17 protein-coding genes are annotated in these 19434 nt (G+C 63.4%); 6 read left to right on the forward strand and 11 right to left on the reverse strand.

The window, feature by feature from the left end:
- Positions 1-158 precede the first annotated feature (158 nt).
- The 3 genes from RQP54_RS04040 to RQP54_RS04050 all read left to right on the forward strand — a co-directional run bounded on the left by RQP54_RS04040 (position 159) and on the right by RQP54_RS04050 (position 5610).
- A complete protein-coding gene (locus RQP54_RS04040) occupies positions 159-2789 on the forward strand; it encodes a hypothetical protein (RefSeq protein WP_315676878.1) in 2631 nt (876 codons plus the stop codon).
- 101 nt (positions 2790-2890) lie between these two features.
- A complete protein-coding gene (locus RQP54_RS04045; protein WP_315676879.1) occupies positions 2891-4648 on the forward strand; it encodes a cyanophycinase in 1758 nt (585 codons plus the stop codon).
- 14 nt (positions 4649-4662) lie between these two features.
- A complete protein-coding gene (locus RQP54_RS04050) occupies positions 4663-5610 on the forward strand; it encodes a MurR/RpiR family transcriptional regulator (protein WP_315676880.1) in 948 nt (315 codons plus the stop codon).
- A gap of 12 nt (positions 5611-5622) precedes the next feature.
- On the opposite strand, the gene lptE is transcribed toward RQP54_RS04050, so the two are convergent.
- The 6 genes from lptE to RQP54_RS04080 all read right to left on the reverse strand — a co-directional run bounded on the left by lptE (position 5623) and on the right by RQP54_RS04080 (position 11429).
- Entirely contained in the window at positions 5623-6129 is a 507-nt protein-coding gene (gene lptE / locus RQP54_RS04055) for an LPS assembly lipoprotein LptE (RefSeq protein ID WP_315676881.1), read from the reverse strand.
- An 11-nt stretch (positions 6130-6140) separates the two neighbouring features.
- Positions 6141-8891, reverse strand: a complete 2751-nt coding sequence (leuS, locus tag RQP54_RS04060; RefSeq protein WP_315676882.1) for a leucine--tRNA ligase — start codon at positions 8889-8891, stop codon at positions 6141-6143.
- Positions 8892-8965: 74 nt separating this feature from the next.
- Positions 8966-9415 carry a biopolymer transporter ExbD gene (locus tag RQP54_RS04065; RefSeq protein ID WP_315676883.1) on the reverse strand — a complete coding sequence of 150 codons (450 nt, stop codon included), beginning with the start codon at positions 9413-9415 and terminating at the stop codon, positions 8966-8968.
- Between the two features lies 1 nt (position 9416).
- Complete coding sequence (locus RQP54_RS04070) at positions 9417-10055, reverse strand: MotA/TolQ/ExbB proton channel family protein (protein ID WP_315677746.1); 639 nt, start codon at positions 10053-10055, stop codon at positions 9417-9419.
- 2 nt (positions 10056-10057) lie between these two features.
- On the reverse strand, positions 10058-10864 hold the full coding sequence (dapB, locus tag RQP54_RS04075) for a 4-hydroxy-tetrahydrodipicolinate reductase (RefSeq protein WP_315676884.1): 807 nt from the start codon (positions 10862-10864) through the stop codon (positions 10058-10060).
- Positions 10865-10868: 4 nt separating this feature from the next.
- Positions 10869-11429: an outer membrane protein assembly factor BamE gene (locus RQP54_RS04080; protein WP_315676885.1), complete on the reverse strand. Its 561-nt coding sequence runs from the start codon at positions 11427-11429 to the stop codon at positions 10869-10871.
- Positions 11430-11514: 85 nt separating this feature from the next.
- On the opposite strand from RQP54_RS04080, the gene fur reads away from it, so the two are divergent.
- A complete protein-coding gene (fur, locus tag RQP54_RS04085) occupies positions 11515-11973 on the forward strand; it encodes a ferric iron uptake transcriptional regulator (RefSeq protein ID WP_315676886.1) in 459 nt (152 codons plus the stop codon).
- A 9-nt stretch (positions 11974-11982) separates the two neighbouring features.
- Here fur and hprK read toward each other — a convergent pair whose 3' ends face one another.
- From hprK to hpf, 3 genes are all read right to left on the reverse strand, one after another.
- Positions 11983-12933, reverse strand: a complete 951-nt coding sequence (hprK, locus tag RQP54_RS04090) for an HPr(Ser) kinase/phosphatase (protein WP_315676887.1) — start codon at positions 12931-12933, stop codon at positions 11983-11985.
- 21 nt (positions 12934-12954) lie between these two features.
- The gene (locus tag RQP54_RS04095; RefSeq protein ID WP_315676888.1) at positions 12955-13422 is read right to left on the reverse strand and encodes a PTS sugar transporter subunit IIA; all 468 of its coding nucleotides are present in this window, start codon (positions 13420-13422) and stop codon (positions 12955-12957) included.
- A 70-nt stretch (positions 13423-13492) separates the two neighbouring features.
- On the reverse strand, positions 13493-13822 hold the full coding sequence (hpf, locus tag RQP54_RS04100) for a ribosome hibernation-promoting factor, HPF/YfiA family (RefSeq protein WP_315676889.1): 330 nt from the start codon (positions 13820-13822) through the stop codon (positions 13493-13495).
- A gap of 335 nt (positions 13823-14157) precedes the next feature.
- Here hpf and corA point away from each other — a divergent pair, with 335 nt between their 5' ends.
- Positions 14158-15144, forward strand: coding sequence for a magnesium/cobalt transporter CorA (gene corA, locus RQP54_RS04105; protein WP_315676890.1), 987 nt, complete (start codon positions 14158-14160; stop codon positions 15142-15144).
- Between the two features lie 52 nt (positions 15145-15196).
- Here the strand turns inward: corA and RQP54_RS04110 are convergent, their stop codons facing one another.
- Positions 15197-15943 (reverse strand): 5'-methylthioadenosine/adenosylhomocysteine nucleosidase, encoded by a 747-nt coding sequence (locus tag RQP54_RS04110; protein WP_315676891.1) that lies wholly within the window; start codon positions 15941-15943, stop codon positions 15197-15199.
- Positions 15940-17613, reverse strand: coding sequence for a long-chain-fatty-acid--CoA ligase (locus RQP54_RS04115; RefSeq protein ID WP_315676892.1), 1674 nt, complete (start codon positions 17611-17613; stop codon positions 15940-15942). Before RQP54_RS04115 ends, RQP54_RS04110 begins: the two co-directional genes overlap by 4 nt.
- A 158-nt stretch (positions 17614-17771) precedes the next feature.
- Here RQP54_RS04115 and RQP54_RS04120 point away from each other — a divergent pair, with 158 nt between their 5' ends.
- Positions 17772-19406 carry a Re/Si-specific NAD(P)(+) transhydrogenase subunit alpha gene (locus RQP54_RS04120; protein ID WP_315676893.1) on the forward strand — a complete coding sequence of 545 codons (1635 nt, stop codon included), beginning with the start codon at positions 17772-17774 and terminating at the stop codon, positions 19404-19406.
- Positions 19407-19434: the final 28 nt, after the last annotated feature.

Here is a 19434-nt window from a genome sequence, read left to right on the forward strand (position 1 = left end):
TCCGCTTTGAAAAAGAAAATATTAGTATTTACCCTAGGTTCTCGAAATTTTGCAGGCCAGCTGAGGAGATCAGGGTTTGTCCTAGTGCATGCTGTGAAATATTCTTTTCTACTTTGCATGCTATGAAAATTCGCAAACCAACCTCAACCTTCAGGTCTATGCAAAAACCACTCCTACTCACTGCCATTGCCTTCGCCCTGACCGCTTGCGGCGGGGGGGGCTCCTCCGCGCTGTCTGGCGTCTTCACAGACGCGGAAGTCGCAAATGTCGAATACGAAACAAGCTCCGGCCTGCGCGGCAACACCGACGCTGCTGGCCGCTACCAGTACCGCGAGGGCGACACCGTGACCTTCCGCATTGGCGGACTGGTGTTGGGGAGCGGCCCTGCCAAGGGCACCGTCACCCCGATCGACCTGGTGGGCGGAGCCTCGTCGATCAACGATCCCGAAGTGGTCAAGATCCTGCGCCTGCTGCAATCCCTGGACAGCGACAACAACCCTGCCAATGGCATCACGATCGCCGATGCGGTGCGTTCCGCCATGGGCTCCAGCACTCGCAAGCTCAAGGACATCGGCGATGTCGCAGCCCTGGTGACCAGTGCCCGCCCCGGTGCCAGCGTGGTCAGCGAAGCCAACGCCAAGGCCCACTTTGCCGAGACACTGAACCGACTGGAGGCGAAGGACAAGATCGCCAGCCTTGGTGGGGTCAGCAATTTCGTGATCGGCGGTGGCGGCAAGAACTGCTCGAGCTTCAATGGCGACACGCAAAGCAGCAACTGCGCTGCGGACTGGACCACCATCCTCGCCAACGACCCCGCCTTTGCAGGAAAGACCAAAGCCAACATCAGCTTCGACAGCAACTATGTGATGCCAACGTTCACGTACAGCATCACGCAGGCCAACCGGGATCGCTTCAACGCCGTCCCGACCACCCTGTTCGACGCCGGTCGCAAGGCGACCGTGCTGACCGCCATCGATGGGCGCATAGCCGGCAGCGGCAACAAGACCAACCTGAGCTTCTCCGATTTCGATGGCAGCAAACCCGAATATGCCAACGGGTCCGCCTTGTGGAACAGCGACCTTTCCAACAACGACTTCGATCTCTTGCTCGTGAGCATGTGCGCGACCTCCGCCCCCGCCAATGGAACGGAATGCATGCTGTCGAACACCAACATCGACGCGGTCCGCAACGGCGCTTTCGAGAGTGCCACCAACCGCGACAAGGTCGTGGTCATACTGCAGAACATGCAGACCGTGCTGGGCAGCGGCAGCATCAAGTACCGTCGCAACAGTGACGGAACCACCGCATCACCCAATTTCCGCGCCGAGTTCCAGGCCCGAACCCTGGCTGCCGATGGCAGCGCTGTTGCTGCGGGCCTGACCGCGAGCCTCACCTCCGCCGAGAAGGCAATACTGCGCAGCGTCTTTGTTGACGCCAACCCACAAACCAACCGCAAGATCGAAGCCCGTACCGTCAAGTACCTGTCGAACCAGGCCTCGTACGACATCTACACCCAATTCGTGGAGGCCGCCAAGACGATCGCGGGCGGAAACAAGCCCAAGATTGGCGTCGTGACCGCTTCGGCCGACAACGCGTTCTATGACGCAGACATCAACGTCTGGGCCTTCAGATCAGCCGGTGCAGAAGTCGTCTACCTGCCCTTCAACGGTGGACTGCGCCGCGCCATGGATGCCAACGACTGCAGCAATATCGTCTACTACTACGACGCCTTCGCGAACACCAATGCCGCGGGGGACGCCTTGCACATGGACCAGATCTACCCCGACTACGCCCAGACACAAGCCAGCACCTGCAGCAATGCGTCGGCATTGCAGGCAACACTGCAGAGCCTGCACGGCATCTACTTCAGCGGTGGCGACCAGGCGCGCCACCTGGAAAGCCTGTTCACCAAGAGCGGCAGCGGCAACTCCACATCCTTTGCCGCCAGTGCCGAGATCAACACCCTGCGAAACCGCTTCAACGCCGGGCAGCTGGTTGTGGCGGGCACCAGCGCCGGCGACCACATCCAGGGCGGCGGCACCTGGAAGAACACCCCGGTTCCGATGATCGGTGGCGGTGACTCCTATGCCGCCCTGACCAGCGGTTTTGCCCAGGGCACCGGCGCTGCCTTGGAAACTCCCGCAGCGGCAACCATTTACACCGCTGGCGGCCATGGCTTCTTCAAGTACGGCGTGCTGGACTCCCACTTCTCACGACGCACCCGGGAGGCACGTCTGGTGCGCGCCACCAAGGACAGCGGCATGGATTACGGCTTTGGCGTCGACGAGAACACTGCACTGGTGGTCGGCAAGCCGGCAACCGACGGAACCACCACCATGACGGTGCTGGGTGAGGCAGGGGTGTTCGTCGTCGACGTGCGCAACGCCACCGTGACCAGCGCCGCCAACGCGCCCTATGGCATCAGCGGCGTCAAAGTCCATTACTTGGTTCAGGGTGATCGACTCATGATCAATGCCGCGGGTAACCTCAGTGTCAAGCTCGCCAGCCACGCAGCACGTCCCGTACTGCCTGCAGACGTCAATGCAGCCCCCATCCAACAAAACCGGATCTTGGACTACGGCAGCTGGAACTTCCTGACCATGGCACGGTCGATGGGCTTGTCCGGTGCCAGCACCGCCGTGGGCACCAACAGTGCCAGCGCCGATGGACGCACTACGCAAACGCAGGCTTACACTTTGACCCTGACCCGTACCGGGGAGAGCGTGTTCCGCGGATTGACGGATCGTGTTTCCTATACCAACCTTAGCTTGGCAATAGCGCCCAACTGAGCGCCTCGCCTGACCGTAGTCTGTGGCATGGCCCCCACCCCGTGCCACCCATTGCCCCTCGAGCTGCGGCTCGGGGGATTTCCATTGACGACAGAACCTCTATGTCCACCCCTTCCACGCCCGTCGCCAGCATCATCATCGGCGGCGGTGTGCGCAATTGCACCAGCTCCAATGGTGCGCGCAATTGCCCGAACGCGGCCCTCGACTGGGATGCCATCCTGGACCAGGACCCGGCGTTCAGTGGCTTGACGATGAATGATGTGGTGTTTGACCGCGATGCAATCCGGTCGATACCCTGGTGCGAGATCAACGCCGACAATCTGGCCCGCCTGGCGACTATTCCGGGCTCCCTGTTGCCGACGACTGAGCGCGACCAGATCCACCGCAGGCTGTCCGCACACGACCTGGTCGGTAGACGCCTGCCATCACCCGAGCTGCGCGACCTGGTTGGCGTGGACCTGTCGAACGCCCAGTGGGCCGTGGTCAGCCAGTGCATGGCGGCAGCCTCGCCCGATACCAGCCGCAAGGTGGAACTGCGCACCGTTCGCTACCTGACGGATGCCTATTCCAAAGGCATCTACGAGAGCGTGGTTCAGGCCGCCCGGACCTGCGCAGGCGGCGCCACGCCGCGCATCGGCGTCATCACCGCCGCCAGCGACAACCCGTTTGAGGAAACCGACATCAATGTGCACGCCCTGCGCTCGGCGGGTGCCGAAACGGTTTATGTTCCGCTGCAGGGCGGGCTGCGCAAGGCCCTGGACTGCGGGGAAGAGGCCTTTGCCGACCTGCATTACGAGGCCTTTGCCAACACCCATGTCGAACAACCGGCCGACCAAAGCTGCAGGCGTTTTCCCGACTATGCGGCACAGCTGCTGACACTGGCATCGGACAAGGGCGCCCCACTTGACCGCTTGCTGGAATCGCTGGACGGGCTGTACTTCAGCGGAGGAGACCAGGCCCGGATACTCGAAGCACTGGTGACAAGGGACCGTGAAGGCAACTTCGCGCGGCCCAGCAAGCAACTGGAAATCATTCGCCAGCGCTTTGCCCAAGGCCGGCTGGTCATCGCCGGTACCAGCGCAGGGAACCACATCCAAGGTGGGGGACGGTGGAAGGGCCGACCGGTGCCCATGATCGGCGGTGGCGACTCCTACCCCGCACTGGTGCAGGGCTTTGCCACCGGTCAAGGCAGCGCGGTGGAGACGCCGGGCGCTGCACGCTTGTACCCCTATGGGGGACTCGGCACATTTCCCTGGGGCGTGCTCGACTCCCATTTCTCGCAGCGCTGCCGCGAAGGGCGTCTGGCACGCGCCACGCTCGAGTGCGGCATGGACTACGGCTTTGGCATCGACGAGAACACCGCCCTGCTCGTGCACCGTGCCGACGCAGACGGAAGCACGCGCATGCAGGTTCGCGGGGAAGGCGGTGTCTGGGTGGTGGAAGTCCGAGACGTCCGGCGCACACCGAGAGTCGACCACGCCCTGCAAGCAGACGGCTTCATTGCGCACTACCTCCACGAAGGCGACCACCTGCGCTTGCAGGCCGATGGCGCACTGCAGGTGGAATTGAGCCCGCAACGCCCGCCGCTGGCCTCGCAAGCCGAAGTTCCCGCCCCCGAGTTCCATCGGATACAGGAGTACGAAAGTGGCCAATTTGCAGCACTGACCGCTGCCATGGGGCGCTCAGGGGCCGCTTCAGCGCATGGTGACACGCGCCACAGCCAGGACGGCCGAACCGAACAAGGCCATCCGCCGTGGGCCATCCGAATGACCCGGACGCCGACAACCGTCTTCCGCGGCGATGACCGCGTGGTGTCCTATTCCGGCCTGCAGGTGGCGTTTGGCCCCTTGGAACTCTGATAGGCTCTTGCTCCATGGCACAGAACGATGCTTTCACCACCACGGCGTTTTCCGCCCCCTCGGTCGACGCTGCCTTCGCGAAATCCGAACTGGGCGCCAAGCTGCGCGACATCCTGAGCACCGGCAAAGGCAACAACGCACTGATCGCAGACTACCTGCTGCGCAACCCGGTGCGCTCCACCGCCTGCAGCATCGAGGAGCTGGCGCAGCACACGCAGACTTCGGCCCCCACGCTGAGCCGCTTTGCCCGCACCCTGGGGTACAGCGGGTTCGCTGCCTTGCGCTCCGGCATGGCCGAGAGCCTGCAGAGCGCCCTGCAGCCGGTGGAAAAACTGCGCGACGTTCTGGAACGCAATGGCGGCGGCCCCGAACAGCATGGCCACGCCATCATTGCCGAAAGCCTGGACAGCAGCCTGCACCACCTGCAGTCCACGGTGGCCGGATTGAACCCCGCGCTACTGACCGCCACCGCCCACAAGATTCTGGCTGCCGACACGGTTTACACGCTGGGCTTCGGCATCAGCGCCCACCTCGCAGCGATACTGGCCTTGAACCTGCAACCCTTCTGCCGCCAGTCGATCAACGTGGTCGAGTACGGGGGCACCGAAGTCGCAGCGGGGCGGCTGATGAACATCGGACCCAAGGACCTGCTCATCGCCATATCGTTCCCGCGCTACGCCAGTGATGCCGTCATGCTCACGCGCTATGCGCGCGGGCAGTACGCCCACGTCATCGCACTGACGGATTCAATGGCCTCCCCCTTGACGCAGTGGGCCCATGATGTATTGATTGCACCGGCCGCCCACCCGGTCCTTTCCGGCAGCTACGCTCCTGCGCTGCTGCTGATCGAGGCCCTGACCACCAGCCTGATGGTCAATGGAGAGAACCAGGTCAAGCAGGCCCAGAAACTCACCGAGGCCATTTCCGCCTACCTGTACAGCGACAAGTCGAACGCCGGCTAAGCTGCTGTCGACTCAGGGGGTTGCGCCCAGGCTTTTCACCGAACCCACGCGGCGCAGGATCTGCTGCACGATGTCGGACTGCATTTCCTGGTAGAGCGCGGCCTTCTCGGCGTCCTTCGCGAGCACCACGGTTTCGTTGAAGCTCAGCTCGCGCTGCTGGGCAATGGCGGTCGGCGCAATCAGCTCGCGCCCCTGCGGGGTACGCATGCGAAACCGTACCTGGATACGCAGCTGCAGCTCACGCACCTGGCCCGAAGAGTTGACGCCTGCCACGGCTTCTTCGCGCCGCTCCTCCAGGATGTCCACCACCGCCTGCACCGGATCTTGACCCGGCACCACGGCCACCGGCCGCAGGCGGTTGCCGAAGTAGCGCGCCAGTTCACCTGCAACCCCGCCCCCGCGCTCGGGCGTGACGGCCACGGTGTCGAACGCGAAGCTGGCTGCATTGCGCAGGTGGAAGCCGCAGCCAGCCAGCGACACGAGCAGCACGACCGATACCAGGGCAAGCAGCCTGCGCATGGTCATCACGCCTAGACCACGATGTTGACGAGACGACCCGGCACTACCACCACCTTCTTTGGCGCGGCCCCCGCACTGTGGGCCTTGAAAGCTTCGGTCGCCAGTGCTGCTGCTTCGATGACCTCCTTGGAAGCACCTGCAGGCACGGTCACGTTGCCACGCAGCTTGCCGTTGATCTGCAGCACCAGTTCGATTTCGTCCTGCTGCAGGGCAGCAGGATCCACTTGCGGCCAGCGGGCGTCGAGCAGGTCGCCCATGGCACCCGCATACCCGAGCCCCGACCACAAGGCTTGCGCCAAGTGCGGTGTCACCGGGTACAGGCAACGCACCAGGATGCCGAAGCCTTCGATCAGCGCCACCTGGGCGCCGGAGCTGTCGAGCGCCTTGAAGTCTTCCAGGGCGTTCAGGAGCTTCATGGCGCCGGAGACCACGGTGTTGTACTGCATGCGCTGGTAGTCGTAATCCACCTGCTTGAGCACGGTATGGATTTCGCGCCGCAGGGCTTTTGCCTCCTTGCCGAAATCCACGTCATTCAAGCTGCTAGCCCCCGCCACACTTGCGACAGCCGCTCCCGAATCCATAGCAGACAATTTGAATCCGAAGTTCCAGACGCGGCGCAGGAAGCGGTAGCCGCCTTCGACGGCCGCATCGTTCCACTCCAGCGTGGCCTCCGGAGGTGCCGTGAACATGGTGTACAGGCGCGCGGTATCGGCGCCGTACTTCTCGATCAGGGCTTGCGGATCGACGCCATTGTTCTTGGACTTGGACATGGTGCCCACGCCCTCGTAGTCGATGGGCGTGCCCACCGGGAGCAGGCCGTCGCCGCTCTCGGCCGGGTTGATGAGGCGGGCGCCGATGACTTTCCCCGCCTCGTCGTGCACATGCTCCACGTCATGCGGCCAGAAATAATCCTTGCCGCCCTTGGCAGTGCGGCGGCTGTAGATGTGGTTCAGCACCATGCCTTGGGTCAGCAGCTTGGTGAAGGGTTCGTCCACCTTCACCAGCCCCAGGTCGCGCATGACCTTGGTCCAGAAGCGCGCGTACAGCAGGTGCAGGATGGCGTGCTCGATGCCGCCGATGTACTGGTCCATGCCGCTGCCGCCAGCGGCATTTTTCTGGTCCCGCATCCAGTAGTCGGTGCCACCCGCCACCATCTGCTCCGAATTCTTCGGGTCGCAGTAACGCATGAAGTACCAGGACGAGTCCACGAAGGTGTCCATGGTGTCGGTTTCACGCCGAGCGGGCTTGCCGCACACCGGGCAGGTCACACCGGCGTGGAAGCCTTCGTGCTTGTGCAGCGGGTTGCCCGAGCCATCGGGCACGCAGTCCTGCGGCAGCACCACGGGCAGGTCTTTTTCGGGCACGGGCACGGCGCCGTGCTCGTCACAATGGATGATGGGGATGGGAGTGCCCCAATAGCGCTGGCGGCTGATACCCCAATCGCGCAGGCGCCACGTGGTCTTCTTTTCGCCCAGGCCCTTGGCAGCCAGATCAGCCGCGACGGCGTCGACTGCCGCCTTGTACTCCAGACCGTCGTACTTGCCCGAGTTGACGGTCAGTCCTCGCTGCTTGTCGCCGTACCATTCGGCCCAGACCGTGTTGGAGAAGGTTTCCCCTTCCACAGCCACCACCTGCTTGATCTGAATTCCGTACTTCAGCGCAAACGCGAAGTCACGCTCGTCGTGCGCCGGCACGCCCATCACGGCGCCGTCACCGTAGGACATGAGCACATAGTTGCCCACCCATACCGGCACCTGGGCACCGGTGAGCGGGTGGGTGACAAATAGGCCTGTGGGCACGCCCTTCTTCTCCTGCGTGGCCAGTTCCGCTTCGGTGGTGCCACCGTGCTTGCATTCTTCGACAAAGGTAGCAAGTGCGGGATTGGTGGCCGCCGCGTGGGCGGCCAGCGGGTGCTCGGGCGCCACGGCACAGAAGGTTACCCCCATGATGGTGTCGGCACGGGTGGTAAACACATACATGCGGCCATCGCCGATCAGGGCGCCGCTGCTATCCCTGATGTCATGGGTGAAGGCAAAGCGCACGCCCTCGCTCTTGCCGATCCAGTTTTCCTGCATCAGGCGCACGCGCTCGGGCCAACCATCCAGCGTGGCCTTGGGGTTGCCGACCTGCACATGGTCCAGCAGTTCCTGGGCATAGGCGGTGATGTTCAGGTAGTAGCCGGGGATTTCGCGCTTTTCCACCGTGGCACCCGTGCGCCAGCCCTTGCCGTCGATCACCTGCTCATTGGCCAGCACGGTCTGGTCCACCGGGTCCCAGTTCACGATCTGGGTCTTGCGGTAGGCGATGCCCTTTTCCAGCATCTTGAGGAACAGCCACTGGTTCCAGCGGTAGTAGTCGGGGTCGCAGGTGGCCACTTCGCGGCTCCAGTCGATGGCCAGGCCCATGGCCTGCATCTGCTTTTTCATGTACGCGATGTTCTCGTACGTCCACTTGGCCGGCGGTACCGCGTTCTTCAAGGCCGCGTTTTCGGCCGGCAGACCGAAAGCGTCCCATCCCATGGGCATGAGCACGTTGTAGCCGTTCATGCGCAGGTAGCGCGTGAGCATGTCGTTGATGGTGTAGTTGCGTACATGGCCCATGTGCAGCTTGCCGCTGGGGTAAGGCAGCATGGAGCAGGCGTAGAACTTCTTCTTGGACGGGTCCTCAACCACTTCATACGCACTGCGGCCGTTCCACAAAGGCTGGGACCAATGGGCCTGCGCGGCCTTTTCAACGTCAAGGTGCTGGTATTTGTCTTGCATGGGGGATCATGGCGGCAGGCTGCCACCCACTGGAAAGAATAGGTCGATTTTAGGGCCTCGGCGCCAGACCAGACTCAGGGCATGGCCCCTGGCGCTTGGGCAGCACTGGCGGCTGCGCCACTGGTGACAAATCCGATGCGTGAAAGACCGTGACGGTGGGCCAGCGCCATGATGGCGACGACGCGACCATGGGCCAGTCGGCTGTCGGCAGCCAACCGCAGTTCGGTCGCCGAGTCGGAAGCGGCCGCGCGTGCAAACAGGCGTTCCAACGCGGCATCGTCGAGGACTTGACCATCGACACTGGCGGCACCTTGGGCATCGACCGTCACCAGAACATGGGCCGTCTTGGCCGGCAGCGCCGCTGCGCTTTGTCGTGGCAAGTCGACCTTGAGCGCACCAACCAACAAGGGCGCAGCCAACATGAAGATCACCAGCAACACCAGCATGACATCGATGAGCGGTGTCATGTTGATCTCGCTCATGGGGCGAGCCGGGCGGGGACGCTCCAGGTTGCCGAAGGACAATTCAGGCCTCCGTGGCGAGCGTCAGGTCCCTCAAATCGAGGGCCAGGCCTTCGAGATCCGCTTCCATCAGCGCCGCCCGGCGCCCAAGGACGTTGTATCCGACCACGGCAGGTATCGCGACGATCAGCCCTGCGGCCGTCATGATCAGGGCCTCGCCCACTGGGGCTGCAATCCTGTCCAGACTAAGCTGGGCAGTACCCGATATTCCCAGCAACGCGTGGTAGATGCCCCAAACGGTCCCGAGCAGACCCACAAACGGGGACACGGACCCGACGGTGGCCAATATGGTGTGCCCGGACTGCAGTTGCTGCACCACATCCTGCAGGGCTTCGCGCAGCAAGCGGGTACGCCGCTGTGCAGGTGCATTGGCAGCGTCGAGCCCAGCGACTGGCGGTTGACGAAGGGCCGCCAGCAAAGGCAGAACCAATCCTTCCTTGTCCCAATGCGCCACATCGGCATCGGCCGAATCCAGACTGGATGCCTGCCACAGCGCCGCCTTGGCCCGCTGCAAACCCAGCGACGCACGGCGCAACACCCATGCCTTCCAGACAATCACACACCAGCTGCCCACGGACATGGCCATCAGGACCGCGATGACTGCGCGGCCCAGGGTATCCGCCTGCAACCAGGTCTGCCACATGCTCAAGCGCGCAGGCCGAGTACGTCAAACATGTCAAACAGGCCGTTCTTCTTGCCGGCTAGGAAGCGCACCGCGCGCAGGCTGCCCTGGGTATAGGTCGCGCGGCTGGACGACTTGTGGGAAATCTCGATGCGTTCGCCGGTACCCGCAAACAGCACGGTGTGGTCGCCCACGATGTCACCGCCACGGATAGTCGCAAATCCGATGGTCGACGGATCGCGCTCGCCGGTCACACCTTCACGGGCATAGACCGCGCACTCCTTCAGATCCCGCCCGATGGCGTCGGCAATGACCTCGCCCATCTTGAGGGCCGTGCCGGAAGGCGCATCGACCTTGTGCCGGTGGTGGGCCTCGATGATTTCGATGTCGTAGCCGGTGGACAGCGCCTTGGCCGCCATTTCCAGCAGCTTCAGGGTCACATTCACGCCCACACTCATGTTGGGCGCCAGCATCACCGGAATCGACTTGGCGAACTCGGCAATCTCGGCCTTCTGCGCTTCGGTGAAGCCGGTGGTGCCGATCACGGCAGCAACGCCCAGCTCACGGCAAACGGCCAAGTGCTGCAAGGTCCCTTCGGGGCGGGTGAAGTCGATCAGGCACTGGCTCTGGGCCAGGCCAGCGTGCAGATCGGCCGTCACCAGTACACCGGTTTGGAACCCGGCGTAGGCACCGGCATCGGTACCGACGGCGGGACTGCCGGCCAGATCCAGGGCGCCGGTCAGTTGGCAATCGTCGGCCGCGCGCACGGCGTCGATGAGCATGTGGCCCATGCGGCCGGAAGCGCCGGCAATGGCAATTCGATAAGTCATGTGCTTACTGTGCAGGTTCGAGAGGGGGGTAGGCGGAGGGGTCCACCGGCTGAGACGAAGCAGCAGGCGTAGGCGCAGGTTTGGCCACGCTCGCCGGTAGGGCCTTGATGGCATCCCGCGACATTTCGAGAACAGGCAATGGGCCCTGGGGTGGGGTCGAGCGCAAGGTCGAAACGAACTCCTTCTCGCTCGGCACATCATCGGCTTCAATCCGCTCCAGAACGTCGTTCTTGAAGAACACCGTGACCTTGCGCGACTGCGGCTGGGCACCCTGGCGCTGCAGGGTGAACACATAGTCCCAGCGGTCGGCATGGAACACGCTGGTCAACAGGGCCGACCCCAGCACTTCGCGCACCTGGGCGCGCGGCATGCCGGGACGCAGGTAGTCCAGCTGTTCGCGGGTCACCACGTTGCCCTGGATGATGTCGATCTTGTAGGGACTGACGGCCGTCGCCAGTTTCTCCTTTTGGGCTGCCACGTCCTTGAACGTGCTGCACCCTGCCATGGCCACGCACAGCGCGGTCAGAACGAATACACGGCAGGGGGAAACGGCAGCAGCTAGCATGGGTACAGGCAAGACGATATGATCGTTCCATTGTAGCGTTCGGCCCCAGCGCGGCTTGTCCGCCTGTTTTTGCCCCACGGCTTTCATGACCAATATCGACGAACTCAAAAGCACCGGCCTCAAGGCCACGATTCCGCGCCTGAAGATCCTGGAAATCTTCCAGCGCGGAACGCAACGGCACATGACGGCCGAGGATGTGTTCCGGGTGCTGCTCGAAGAACGTTCCGACGTGGGCTTGGCCACGGTCTACCGCGTACTGACCCAATTCGAGCAGGCAGACATCCTCAAACGCAGCAACTTCGAGAGCGGCAAGGCGGTCTACGAGCTCAATGAAGGCCAGCACCATGACCACCTGGTGTGCCTGGACTGCGGTAAGGTCGAAGAGTTCTTTGATGCGGAAATCGAGAAACGCCAGCACGCCATCGCAAGGGAAAAGGGATTCCAGATTGCCGACCACGCGCTGAGCCTGTATGCGCATTGCGCGCGCGAGAACTGCCCCAACCGCAGCACCAAGAAGACCGACTTCAGCCGCAATCCGGGCTGACAGCAAGCATCAACTGTCGCGCTCCATGGCGCGGCGGTGCCGCTCCACGAACTCCTGGTAGGTATCGATGCCGCGCAACTGCAGGATCGTGTTGCGCACGGCGGCCTCCACCAGCACGGCGATGTTGCGCCCTGCCACCACCTGGATCACCACCTTGCGCACCGGAACACCCAGCACGTCCTGGGTCAGCGGCTCGTAGGGAATGCGTTCATATTCACGCTCCAGGGTCTCCCGACGTACCAGGTGCACGATGAGTTTCAGGCGCATGCGCCGACGCACTGCGGTTTCACCGAAGATGGCACGAATGTCGAGCAGGCCGATGCCGCGCACCTCCAGCAGGTTCTCCAGCAGCTCGGGGCAACGTCCTTCGATGGTCGTCTGGTTGATGCGGTACAGGTCCACGGCATCATCGGCCACCAGACCGTTGCCACGCGATATCAGCTCCAAGCCCAGCTCGCTCTTGCCCAGGCCCGACTCGCCGGTGATCAGCACTCCGAGTCCCAGGATGTCCATGAACACCCCATGCATGGAGGCGCGCTCGGCGAAATGCTTGGCCAGATAGGCGCGCAGCACATCAATGACAAAGGCCGGCGACTCCTGGGTGGAAAACAGGGGGATCTCGGCACGCTCGCACATGGAAACCAGGGCCGGTGGTGCGGCCTGGCCATCGGCCAGCACCAAGACCGGGGGCTCCAGCGTCACGATGCGCGAGATGCGGCGTGCGCAGTCATCGGCCGTGGCATTGCTCAGGTAGGCGATTTCGCGGTGGCCCAGCACCTGCACCCGGTAGGGGTGGATATAGTTCAGGTGCCCCACCAGATCGGCACTGGAGCGCGCTTCGCGCACGGCAGCTTCGTCAAAACGGCGCTCCGACGCACCCAGCCCTGCAATCCATTCCCATTTCAGGCGGTTGCGGAACTCTTCAAACAGGACATCCGCGCTGATGACGGAGTGCTTCACGCAGGCTCGCCCGTATCGGTATCAGGCCACGGTGGCCGATTGCCAGCCAGCAATCAGGCCATGCAGCTGGGCGGCATCCGTGGCACCGGTGAGTTGCTCGCGGAATGCCGAATCGCTGAGCAGCTCAGCGATTTCGGACAGGATTTCCAGGTGTTTCTGGGTAGCGGCTTCCGGCACCAGCAGGAAGATCAGCAGGCTGACCGCCTTGTCATCCGGTGCATCGAAGCCGATGGGCTGGGCCAGTTGCAGCACCGCCGCCATGGGCGCCTTGAGCCCCTTGATGCGCCCATGGGGAATGGCAACCCCATGCCCCAAACCCGTCGAACCCAACCGCTCGCGCGAGAACAGGCTGTCGGTCACCAGGGCGCGGCTGAGCCCGTGGAGATTCTCGAACAGCAGGCCAGCCTCTTCGAAGGCGCGCTTCTTGCTGGTGACTTCCACTTGGGCCACAACGTGGTCCGCAGGGAGGATGGAGGCGAGGCGGTTCATGATGCGGCCGAATTATGCACTTAAAAAAAACCGCCCGTGCGGGCGGTTATTGATGCCACCGAAAGGCGCATTACATGACGCGTTTGGGGGCCTCGTGGTGGTGGCTCTGGATGCGGTCCTTGTGGCGCACCACCTGGCGATCCAGCTTGTCGACCAGTTCGTCCACCGCGGCGTACAGGTCCTCATGTGCACTCTCGGCGAACATGTCGTTGCCCTTGACATGGATCGTGCACTCGGCTCTTTGTCGTCGATCCTTCTCCTTCTGCTTTTCCACGGTCAGCAACACCTTGACATCGACAACCTGGTCAAAGTGGCGGGTAATACGATCGAGCTTGGTCGTGACATAACTGCGCAGGGCGGGGGTAACTTCAAGATGGTGACCGCTGATCGTCAGGTTCATACATAGCCTCCAATTGCTATCAAACACAGGAAAGTGCTGGTGGTTGCCAGCATCCAGAGCAGCCCAGGCAGGCTGGTGGACGGCCCCACTATGCGCCCGTTTCGGAGCAAATGCAATGCCTTTTTGGTAACCCCGAACGGGCCGTGGAAAAGGCGTTTTTCTACCTGCTGGAAACAGGAAATGCGATGCCATAATGGCAGTCTGTCAACGAATTGGAGAGTGCTCCTTGGAAACCTACCCTAGTCGGTAGCTTTCAGCTCCCGGGTCTGCCGTGGGGGTTGAAAGCCAGCCTTACCCCCCCATCCGCCAACGCAACCCACCATTGGGAGTGAGCCATGTTGAACATCTTTACGCTCGTGAACGGGCGGCTGTTCCAGGAAGAAATCGAATCCCTGGAGGAGCTCGCGCAGTTCCAGCCCATCTGGGTGGACCTGGAGTCCCCCACCGTCGAAGAGAAACGCTGGGTCAAGCAGCACTACGGGCTGTCCATCCCGGACGATGCCATGGACGAGGACATCGAGGAGTCGGCGCGCTTCTATGCCGAAGACAACGGTGACCTGCACATCCGCAGCGACTTCCTGGTGCCTGACGACGAGGAACCGCACACGGTGCGCGTCGCCTTCATCGTGAACATGGCCAATGACGGGCGCCGTTCCAGCGGCATCCTGTTCTCCATCCACGACGAGGACATTCCGGTATTCCGCCTGCTGCGCATGCGCGCCCGCCGCGCCCCGGGCCTGATCGAGGACGCCAAGGAAGTGCTGCTCAAGCTGCTCGACGCCGATGCCGAGTACTCGGCCGACACACTGGAAGAGATCTACGACGCACTCGAGAAGGTCAGTTCCCAGGTGCTCGCAGGCGAGGTGACCGACGCCCAGGCCGGCGAAGTGCTCGGAGCGATTGCGCGCCACGAGGACATGAACGGCCGCATCCGACGCAATGTAATGGACACCCGGCGCGCCGTGAGCTTCCTGATGCGCTCCAAGATGCTCAACAACGAGCAGTTCGAGGAAGCGCGCCAGATTCTGCGCGACATCGACTCGCTGGACTCGCACACCGCCTTCCTGTTCGACAAGATCAACTTCCTGATGGATGCCACGGTCGGTTTCATCAACATCAACCAGAACAAGATCATCAAGATCTTCTCGGTGGCCAGCGTCGCGCTGCTGCCGCCGACCCTGATCGCCAGCATCTACGGCATGAACTTCCAGTACATGCCCGAGCTGGCCCAGACCTGGGGCTACCCCTACGCGCTGGCGCTCATGCTCGCCAGTGCGCTGGTGCCGATGTGGTACTTCCGCCGTCGCGGCTGGCTCAAGTAGGCCAAAAAAACAGCCGCAGCCCGCACAGAAATTGCGCAGGTAGCTATTATTTTCATAGCGACTGCAGCAACCCCCGGATGATCGCATTGGCGTACACACGGGCCACAGCGTCGACGAACTGGGGGAAATCGACGTGCGCGGTGTCGTCGGCGCGGTCGGAGATGGTGCGCACCGCCGCCATGGGCACGCCATAGTCATTGCACACCTGGGCCACCGCTGCGCCTTCCATCTCGACTGCCAGTGCACCGTGACCGGCTGCTTCCAGCCGCTGCACCAGGGCGCGGGCTTCGTCGGCCGAACAGACGAAACGGTCTCCGGTGGCGATCAGCCCCTGGTGGACCCGGGACGCACGCCCGGCAAAGGTGTGTCCTGCGAGGGCCAGACGCGACTGCTCCAGCAAGCGCTGCGACCAGTCCGGATCGACCGCTTGCACACTGGTGCCGGTCAGCGGAATCTCGAAACGCGGAAACAGGGGCGAGGCATCCATGTCGTGCTGGACGAACCCGCTGGCCACCACCACGTCCCCCACGGCCACATCCGCACCGACACCCCCCGCCACCCCCGTGAACACCACAGCCCGTGCGCCGAAGTGTTCCAGCAAGGTCGCCGTGGTTGTGGCGGCCGCCACCTTGCCGATGCGCGAAAGCGCCAGCACCACCGGCTGCCCGTCCAGCACGCCCACGCCATAGTCGCGTCCGGCGCGCCGCACCGTCTGCAGACCCGCCACCGCATGGGCCAGCCCTTCCTGCTCCTGCGGCAGGGCACTCAGGATGGCAATAGGGGCTTGGTCGGTGCTCATTGGTCGCGCAGTTCGCGTCGCAGCACCTTGCCCACCGGGGTCTTGGGCAGCTCGTCACGGAACTGGACGATCTTGGGTTGCTTGTAGCCGGTGAGCTTGTCGCGGCAGAAGGCACGCACCGCCTCTTCGGTCACGCTCGGGTCCTTGCGCACCAGCACCAGCTTGACCGCCTCTCCGGTCTTGGCATCGGGCACACCGACGCAGGCCACCTCCAGGATGCCGGGCATCTGGCCCACCACATCCTCCAGCTCGTTGGGAAACACATTGAAACCGCTGACCAGCACCATGTCCTTCTTGCGGTCCACGATCTTGAAGAAGCCCTTGTCATCGACCACACCGATGTCGCCGGTCTTGAAGTAGCCGTCGGGCGTCATGACCTTGGCAGTCTCGTCCGGCCGCTGCCAGTAGCCCGCCATCACCTGCGGCCCCTTGATGGCGATCTCGCCGGATTGACCCGGCGCGACCTCGCGCCCTTCATCGTCGAGCAGCTTCAGGTAGGTGCTGGGCAAGGGCACGCCGATGGTGCCGGTGTAGGCGGTGGAGGTGACCGGGTTGCAGGTCGCGGACGGCGAGGTTTCGCTCAGGCCGTAGCCCTCGCAGATCGGGCAGCCCGTCTTCTCGAACCAGATCTTGGCCACGTTGCTCTGCACGGCGGTGCCCCCGCCGACCGACACCTTGAGGTGGCTCCAGTCCACGGTATTGAACTGCGGGTGGTTGGCCAGCCCGTTGAACAGGGTGTTGACCGCTGGGAACGAGTGGATGCGATGCGGCGCCAGCTCCTTGAGCACGCCGGGAATGTCGCGCGGGTTGGCAATGAGGATGGCTTTTCCCCCCATCCGCAGGCCCAGCATCATGCCCACCGTGAAGGCGAAGATGTGGTACAGCGGCAGCGCGATGACCCCGGTGGGTTGCTCGGTGGCGGGAATCTTCTTCATCACCGGGGCATTCCAGGCTTCGGACTGCAGCACGTTGGCAATGATGTTCCGGTGCAGCAGCACTGCGCCCTTGGACACGCCGGTGGTTCCACCGGTGTACTGCAGCACGGCCACATCGTCGGCGCTCAGCGCGACCTTCTGCAGGCCACGCTTGCGCCCCTGCGCCACGGCCTCGTTGAAGCGCACCGCGCCGGGCAACGTGAACGGCGGCACCATCTTCTTGACCTGGCGCACCACGTAGTTAACCAGGGTCCCCTTGACCAGCCCCAGCTGGTCGCCCATGGCACACAGCACCACATGCTGCACGCCCGTGGCGGCGATGCATTTCTCCAAGGTGGCGGCAAAGTTCTCGATGATGACGATGGCCTTGGCCCCCGAGTCCTTGAGCTGGTGTTCCAACTCACGGGGGGTGTACAGCGGATTGACGTTCACCACCACGAAACCCGCGCGCAGGATGCCGGCCACGGCCACCGGGTACTGGGGCACGTTGGGCATCATGATGGCGACGCGATCCCCCTTGGCCAACCCCAGGCCCTGCAGGTAGGCACCGAAGGCCTGGCTCAGGGTATCGGTCTGGGCATAGCTGATGTCCTTGCCCATGAAGCTGTAGGCGACCCGGCTGGCATAGGCGGTAAAGCTTTCTTCCATGAGCGCCACCAGCGAGGAGTAGGTTCCGGGATGGATGTCCGCGGGCACCCCATCGGGGTAGCTAGAAAGCCAGATGCGTTCCGTCATGCAAAGGTCTCCAAGGTATCCGTGTGTTCAAAAGCGGGGGCCAGCATCGCCCTGCGGCCCTCCCGCTACGCGTTCTAGAGCGTGAGCCCCACGTGACGCGGCAACCGGGGATTATGTTGTAAGCTTTGTTTCAGTTTCAACATCACGAGGAGAGTCCCATGCAGACGGGCGTGAACACGCAAAGTCCGACAGCGGAAACCAGCCCTTCGGCCCAGTGCATCGGGGTACCGCGCGAACTGTTTGCCGGTGAAAAGCGCGTAGCCACCGTCCCCGACGTGGTCACCAAACTCATCAAGCTGGGTTTTGCGGTGCGCGTCGAATCCGGTGCCGGTGAACTGGCCAACTTCAGCGACGACAGCTACCGCGAAGCCGGTGCCACGGTCGTGGAGTCCGCGGCCCAGATCTGGAGCCAGTGCGACATCGTCTTCAAGGTGCGTCCGCCCACCAGCGATGAAGTCGCGCAGATGCGTGAGGGATTGGTGCTGATCGGCTTTGTCTGGCCGGCGCAGAATCCGGACCTGATGCAGCAATTGGCTGCGCGCAAGCTCACCGTGCTGGCCATCGACTGCCTGCCTCGTACCCTGAGCCGGGCCCAGAAGATGGACGCCCTGACCTCCATGGCAGGGGTCAGCGGCTACCGCGCGGTGATCGAAGCCGCCAACGCCTTCGGCCGCTTCTTCAACGGCCAGATTACCGCTGCGGGCAAGGTGCCCCCGGCCAAGGTGTTCATCGCCGGTGCCGGCGTGGCCGGCCTCGCCGCCATCGGCACGGCGGCAGGGTTGGGCGCCATCGTGCGCGCCAACGACACCCGTGCCGAGGTGGCCGACCAGGTGAAGTCCTTGGGCGGCGAATTCGTGAAGGTGAACTACGAGGAAGAAGGTTCGGGCGGCGGCGGCTATGCCAAGGTCATGAGCGAGGGCTTCCAGGCCGCACAGCGCGAGATGTATGCGCAGCAGGCCCGCGAGGTCGACATCATCATCACCACCGCCCTCATTCCGGGCAAACCCGCGCCCAAGCTCATCACCGCCGAGATGGTGAAGAGCATGAAGCCCGGCAGCGTGATCGTGGACATGGCCGCCGAGCAAGGCGGCAACTGCGAACTGACCGAACCCGGGCAGGCCGTGGTGAAGCATGGCGTCACCATCGTCGGCTACACCGACCTGGCCTCGCGTCTGGCCAAGCAGTCGTCCACGTTGTACGGCACCAACCTGCTGCGCCTGACGGAAGAGCTGTGCAAGGCCAAGGACGGCGTGGCCGTGGTCAACATGGAAGACGACGCCATCCGCGGCCTGACCGTCATCAAGGACGGCACCGTCACCTGGCCGGCTCCCGCGCCCAAGGTGGCTGCGGCGCCCGCCCCGAAAGCAGCCGCAGCACCGGTGGCGGAGAAGAAGTCCGGTCACGGGCATGGCGCCAGCGCGCCGCTGCCCGCCAAGACCCTGGTCACCATCTTCGCCGTCGCCGCCCTGGCCTTCTGGTTCATCGGCGCCTATGCGCCCGCGGCGTTCCTGGGCCATTTCACGGTCTTCGTGCTGGCCTGCTTCATCGGCTACATGGTGGTGTGGAATGTGACCCCTTCCCTGCATACGCCGCTCATGAGCGTGACCAACGCTATCTCCAGCATCATCGCCATCGGCGCGCTGGTGCAGATCGCTCCACCCGAAATGGGCATGGATGGGCGCCCCGACAGCCTGATCCGCTGGTTGGCGTTCGCCGCCATCGTGCTCACCGCCATCAACATGTTCGGCGGCTTTGCCGTGACCCGGCGCATGCTGGCGATGTTCCGCAAGTGAACGAGAAGAACAAGAAGGAATGACAACC

It is taken from the genome of Curvibacter sp. APW13 (assembly GCF_032337135.1).
Lineage (GTDB): Bacteria > Pseudomonadota > Gammaproteobacteria > Burkholderiales > Burkholderiaceae_C > Allorhodoferax.

Coding starts and splice junctions, on each gene's coding strand:
- RQP54_RS04040 (WP_315676878.1), top strand. CDS start 159: ATGCAAAAACCACTCCTACTCACTGCCATTGCCTTCGCCCTGACCGCT.
- RQP54_RS04045 (WP_315676879.1), top strand. CDS start 2,891: ATGTCCACCCCTTCCACGCCCGTCGCCAGCATCATCATCGGCGGCGGT.
- RQP54_RS04050 (WP_315676880.1), top strand. CDS start 4,663: ATGGCACAGAACGATGCTTTCACCACCACGGCGTTTTCCGCCCCCTCG.
- lptE (WP_315676881.1), bottom strand. CDS start 6,129: ATGCGCAGGCTGCTTGCCCTGGTATCGGTCGTGCTGCTCGTGTCGCTG.
- leuS (WP_315676882.1), bottom strand. CDS start 8,891: ATGCAAGACAAATACCAGCACCTTGACGTTGAAAAGGCCGCGCAGGCC.
- RQP54_RS04070 (WP_315677746.1), bottom strand. CDS start 10,055: ATGTGGCAGACCTGGTTGCAGGCGGATACCCTGGGCCGCGCAGTCATC.
- dapB (WP_315676884.1), bottom strand. CDS start 10,864: ATGACTTATCGAATTGCCATTGCCGGCGCTTCCGGCCGCATGGGCCAC.
- RQP54_RS04080 (WP_315676885.1), bottom strand. CDS start 11,429: ATGCTAGCTGCTGCCGTTTCCCCCTGCCGTGTATTCGTTCTGACCGCG.
- fur (WP_315676886.1), top strand. CDS start 11,515: ATGACCAATATCGACGAACTCAAAAGCACCGGCCTCAAGGCCACGATT.
- RQP54_RS04095 (WP_315676888.1), bottom strand. CDS start 13,422: ATGAACCGCCTCGCCTCCATCCTCCCTGCGGACCACGTTGTGGCCCAA.
- hpf (WP_315676889.1), bottom strand. CDS start 13,822: ATGAACCTGACGATCAGCGGTCACCATCTTGAAGTTACCCCCGCCCTG.
- corA (WP_315676890.1), top strand. CDS start 14,158: ATGTTGAACATCTTTACGCTCGTGAACGGGCGGCTGTTCCAGGAAGAA.
- RQP54_RS04110 (WP_315676891.1), bottom strand. CDS start 15,943: ATGAGCACCGACCAAGCCCCTATTGCCATCCTGAGTGCCCTGCCGCAG.
- RQP54_RS04115 (WP_315676892.1), bottom strand. CDS start 17,613: ATGACGGAACGCATCTGGCTTTCTAGCTACCCCGATGGGGTGCCCGCG.
- RQP54_RS04120 (WP_315676893.1), top strand. CDS start 17,772: ATGCAGACGGGCGTGAACACGCAAAGTCCGACAGCGGAAACCAGCCCT.